The following is a 5,193-nucleotide window of genomic DNA, read 5'->3' on the forward strand; positions in this document are numbered from 1 at the left end:
ATTCGACAGCAGCCCTTTGGCATGCTAAACACCATGCCCCATGTCTGCCCCAACCAACCGCCTTGACGCCCGTTTTGCCCAGCTTCGCACCTCGAAGAAAAAGGCATTCGTCGCCTATGTCTGCGCCGGAGACCCCACGCTGGATGCCACCATCGACATCGTCCTAGCGCTGGAACGTGCGGGTGCTGATGTCGTCGAGCTGGGCGTCCCCTTCTCTGATCCGCTGGCCGATGGCGTGGTCAATCAACTGGCGGCGGACCGTGCGCTGAAGGCCGGAGCCTCCACGCCGAAGGTTTTGGAGATGATCAAAAAGCTGCGCACGCAGTCGCAGATCCCGCTGGTGCTCTTCACCTACCTCAATCCCGTCTATACCTATGGCTATGAGCGCTTCCACATCGACGCGGCTGCCGCCGGAGCCGATGGCGTGCTGGTGCTGGACCTGCCGCCGGATGAAGTCGCGCAGAATGCGGAGCTCAAACCCACGCCGGAGCTGTGCCACATCCAGCTCATCGCTCCCACATCTCCTGCGGACCGTATCGCCAGCATCGCAAAGTCGGCGGAAGGATTCGTCTATTATGTAAGCCGTCTCGGTGTGACCGGTGCGCAGGTGGAGGTCGCCTCGGGCATCGCCGAGCAGGTGGCGATCATCAAGGCGGCCACGAACGTGCCGGTGTGCGTGGGCTTTGGCGTGTCCAATCCCGCCCAGGCGGCAGAGATCGCCAGCAAAGCTGATGGCGTCGTCGTGGGCAGCGCCATCGTAAAACTGGTTGAGCAGAACGGCGCGTCTCCGGATTGCGCAGCGAAGGTGGAAGCCTTCGTGAAACCCCTGGTGGACGCCGTCCACGCGCTCTGACTTTTTTGACCGTCTTGACTCCTTGACCTCTTTTCTCCCATGACTCTCTCCTTCACGAAAATGAACGGTGCCGGCAATGACTTCGTCATGCTGGACAATCGCGATCTCAGTCTCGCGCTGACCAAAGAGCAGATCGAAAAGCTCTGCGACCGCCATCGCGGCATCGGTGCCGATGGTTTGCTCTGCGTAGAGCCCGCCACGGCGGACGGCGACTTCAAGATGCGCTACTACAACGCCGACGGCGGCGAGGCCGAAATGTGCGGCAATGGCGCGCGCTGCTTTGGCCGATTCGTAAATCACCTGCATGGCGACAAGCTCGTGAAGATCCGCTTTGAGACGCTCGCCGGCATCATCTCCGCCGAGTTCGAAGGCGGCCACGTGCGCATCAACATGAGCGCCCCGCACAACCTCAACCTGTCCCAGCACCTCGAAGTGTCCGGGGCCGGGCTGACCGTGCACAGCGTGAACACCGGCGTGCCGCACGCCGTGGTGATGGTCGATGATCTGGAAGCCGTCCCTGTGTGCGAGTGGGGGGCATCCCTGCGCTTCCACGAAGCCTTTAAGCCCAAAGGCACCAATGCGAACTTCGCCAAGGTCATCGCCCCAGGCAGCATCGCCATCCGCACCTATGAGCGCGGCGTGGAAGACGAAACGCTCGCCTGCGGCACCGGCATGGTCGCCTGCGCCCTCATTTACCACGAACTCACCGGCGAACCCAGCCCCATCAGCGTTCTCGTCAAAGGCGGCGACACTCTCAAGGTGGGATTCGAAGAGGTGGACAAAAGTGAATACTCCAATGTAACGCTGTTTGGACCGGCGGACTTTGTGTTTACGGGGAGCGTCTCGATTTGACCGGGTGCCCAGGCAGCCAAGAGACTGAGAGCTGAAAGCTGCCTCCACTCAGGCGGCCGCCCCCACAATTTCCAATTTTCAGTTTTCAATTCCCAGTTTTCAGTCCGACTAATCCTGCCCTTTTCCCCTATCGCCCCCATGTTCGCCGGAACCCACACCGCTATCGTCACCCCTTTTCGCAACGGCCAAATTGACGAAGCCGCGCTCAAATCGATCATCGACTTCCAGTTCGACAATGGCGTGACAGGCGTTGTGCCTTGCGGCACGACCGGCGAATCGCCCACGCTCGACTATGATGAGCACGAGCAGGTGGTGAAGCTGACGGTCGAGTTTGCCAAAGGCCGTGGCATTGTCATGGCAGGTACCGGATCGAATTCCACCCGCGAGGCCATTGAGCTCACGCAGGAAGCCGAAGCCGCAGGTGCCACCGCATCGCTGCAGGTCGCACCTTATTACAACAAGCCCACCCCTGAGGGGCTGTACCAGCATTTCAAGGCTATCGCTGACAACACCAAGCTCCCGCTCATGCTTTACAGCATCCCCGGACGCTGCGGCATTGAGATCGGTCTGGATGTCCTTGTGCGTCTCGCCGAAAACTGCCCGAACATCCGCTCCATCAAGGAAGCTGGCGGCAATCCTGAGCGGGTCAGCCAGATGAAGCAGATTCTTCCGGCCGACTTCGAGATCATGTCCGGTGATGACGGCCTCACCCTGCCCTTCATGTCCGTCGGAGGCGTCGGCATCGTCAGCGTGGCCGGCAATCTCATCCCGCAGCAGATCAGCGAGATGGTCCAGCTTGCCCTCAAAGGCGATTACGCCGCTGCGTTGAAGATCCACACGAAGTACTACCCGCTCTTCGCCGCCTTCCTGAAACTCTCCACCAATCCCATCCCGATCAAAACCGCCATGGCCCTCGCCGGTCACTGCACGGATGAACTGCGCCTGCCGATGGTGGGCATGGAGCCGGAGAAAATCGCCGAGCTGACCGCTACGATGAAGAAGCTCGGGATCATTGGCTAGGGGCTGGACAGCCAGCCGCCGATGCGGCATCAATAGGGCATGAAGTTTCTGCGCCACCTGTACCTTCCTTTGCTGCTGGGGCTGTCCAGTTGCACCTACTTTGAAAATAAGTTGGGGGGCTTGGCTTCCAAAAAATCGTCGAAGGACAAGAGCGTCGGCGAGGCCAAGGTGATTGGAGTCATTGAACTGGTGAACCCGGAGCAGAACTATGTGCTGATCAACTGCGAGCAGCGCGTGGACATACCGGCAGGGACCGAGATCATCTCTCAAGGACTCAATGGCACGGATGCCAAGCTCAGGGTGACGCCGGAGCGCAAGGGCAACTACATCACGGCGGACATCACGCAAGGGACGCCGCAGTTGCGCGATCTGGTGCTTTATCAGGTCAAGCACGATGCACCGCCACCACCCACCACAACGAGTGCAACGGGAGCCATCGTGCCTCTGACCCCGGTGATGCAGGCCGATGTGATCCCACCGCTCGATGCCCCATTTCAGCCGATGGCACCAGCCCAATCCTCCTTCGTCCCGGCACCGACTGCGCCGCCTCCTCTGCGGCAGGCACCCCAAGCCCCTGCCCCGCTGCCCGCCGAAGATCCTGCGGTGGATCTGAGCAAACTGCCGCCTGTCGTCCGATGATTTCCGAAAGTGAAGCACTCGCACGCGTGCTGGCAGCGGTGACGCAGCTACCAGGAGAACCCGTGGCGCTGCTGGACGCGCTGAATCGCTATGCTGCGCAGGAGGTGACCGCCACAGTGCCGATTCCGGCCTTCGATCAATCCGCGATGGACGGCTACGCCCTTGTCGCCGCTGAGAGTACAACTGCCCAGCCACTGCGGGTATCAGGCGAACAAGCTGCCGGGCTGGATGACGGACTGCGTCTTCAAAGCGGCTGCGCCATTCGCATTTTCACTGGAGCGCCGGTTCCCGCCGGAGCCGATGCCGTGATCATGCAGGAAGATGTGCGACGTGACGGAGATGCCATCGTCTGCACCGATCCGGTCGTCGCCGGGGAAAACATTCGGCGTGCAGGAGAAGACCTGTGCCGGGGCCAGTTCGTGCTGCGTGTGGGAGAGCAGATCACGCCCGGACGCATGGCTTTGCTGGCATCTCAAGGGCTGGATCAAATCTCCGTGCATGCGCTGCCACGAGTGGCGGTGCTGAGCACCGGAGATGAGCTGGTGCCACCCGGCTCCGGCCCGCTGCAGGCAGGTCAGATATACAATACGAACGGTCTCATGCTGCGCGGCATGCTGGCGCAGCTGGGCATTCGCATCAGCACCCAGGCCCATTGCCGCGATGATCTGCACAGCACCACCGAGATGCTGAGGGAACTGCTGCAGACACATGATGTCGTGCTGATCAGCGGCGGCGTTTCCGTCGGTGATCATGATCAGATCAAACCCGCGCTGAAAGAGCTCGGCATCGAACCCGGGCTCTGGCGTGTGAAAGTGAAGCCGGGAAAGCCGTTTCTGTTTGCGCGCACTGAACAATCCTTCGTCTTCGGCCTGCCGGGAAATCCAGTGTCATCCTTCGTGACCTTCCTGCTGTTCGTGCGTCCGGCCTTGCTTAAAATGATGGGAGCCGCAGATGCCCAGCTCAAACCGCCCATGATCCCTGCGACCGCTGGCACTGTGCTCACGAATCCAGGGGACCGGCCCCACTACTTGCGTGGCATGCTCAGCAACGGTCAGTTCATGCCCTTCGGTTTGCAACAGAGCCATGCGCTGCTGTCCCTGAGCCGTGCGGATGCGCTGCTGCGGCTGGAGGCAGGACAAAGTCTTCAGGCGGGAGAAGCCGCTGATGTGTGGTTGCTGGATTGATTGGTTGCGCAGCCTGCACGGCCATCCATTCTGCGGGTCATCACATGGAACACGTTCTCGTCATCACCCGCCAGCTCTTCGATCAACTCGGCAGTTTTCAAGGTTTCCAAGCCGATGCCACGCGCTATTTGCACGCGATGCTGACGCCCGGAGCCAATCACTTCATGGAACGCCCAGCAGCTGAAAAAGACCCCTCCCACAAGCAGCTCATTCCCTATGCCATCTTTCACCACGAAGGGCGTTATTTGAGCTACACGCGCGGCGGCAGTTCAGGAGAGAAACGCCTCGTGGCAAAGCGCTCCATCGGCATCGGCGGACACATCAATCCAGTGGATGCAGGCCAGGACGGCCTCGGTGAAACCATGTACTACAACGGCGTCGAACGTGAAATGGCTGAAGAGCTGGTGATCGGCGGCACGCACACGCAAAAAGTCATCGGCCTGATCAATGACGACGCGACGGAAGTCGGCAGCGTCCACCTCGGCGTGGTGCATTTCTTTGACCTCAGCAGTGATGACGTGAAGTCCAACGAGGAAGCCATTCAGGACCTGCGCTTTCACACATTGGAAGAACTTCATGCCATGCGTGATCAGCTTGAAACTTGGTCACAGATCTGCATGGACCACCTCTGGAACGTTCAAAAAT

The 5,193-nt window shown here is 60.3% G+C and carries 6 protein-coding genes; all 6 read left to right on the forward strand.

The window, feature by feature from the left end:
- Positions 1–40 precede the first annotated feature (40 nt).
- A complete protein-coding gene (gene trpA, locus PSV43_RS06240) occupies positions 41–853 on the forward strand; it encodes a tryptophan synthase subunit alpha (RefSeq protein ID WP_300194679.1) in 813 nt (270 codons plus the stop codon).
- A 39-nt stretch (positions 854–892) separates the two neighbouring features.
- Positions 893–1,705, forward strand: a complete 813-nt coding sequence (dapF, locus tag PSV43_RS06245) for a diaminopimelate epimerase (RefSeq protein ID WP_300194680.1) — start codon at positions 893–895, stop codon at positions 1,703–1,705.
- Between the two features lie 138 nt (positions 1,706–1,843).
- Positions 1,844–2,725: a 4-hydroxy-tetrahydrodipicolinate synthase gene (dapA, locus tag PSV43_RS06250; RefSeq protein ID WP_300194681.1), complete on the forward strand. Its 882-nt coding sequence runs from the start codon at positions 1,844–1,846 to the stop codon at positions 2,723–2,725.
- A 39-nt stretch (positions 2,726–2,764) separates the two neighbouring features.
- Positions 2,765–3,364: a hypothetical protein gene (locus PSV43_RS06255; RefSeq protein WP_300194682.1), complete on the forward strand. Its 600-nt coding sequence runs from the start codon at positions 2,765–2,767 to the stop codon at positions 3,362–3,364.
- Positions 3,361–4,548, forward strand: coding sequence for a gephyrin-like molybdotransferase Glp (gene glp / locus PSV43_RS06260; RefSeq protein WP_300194683.1), 1,188 nt, complete (start codon positions 3,361–3,363; stop codon positions 4,546–4,548). Before PSV43_RS06255 ends, glp begins: the two co-directional genes overlap by 4 nt.
- Positions 4,549–4,592: 44 nt before the next feature.
- A partial coding sequence (locus tag PSV43_RS06265) for a hypothetical protein (RefSeq protein WP_300194684.1) occupies positions 4,593–5,193 on the forward strand: 601 nt, incomplete at its 3' end.

Source organism: Prosthecobacter sp., assembly GCF_029946185.1.
GTDB lineage: Bacteria > Verrucomicrobiota > Verrucomicrobiia > Verrucomicrobiales > Verrucomicrobiaceae > Prosthecobacter.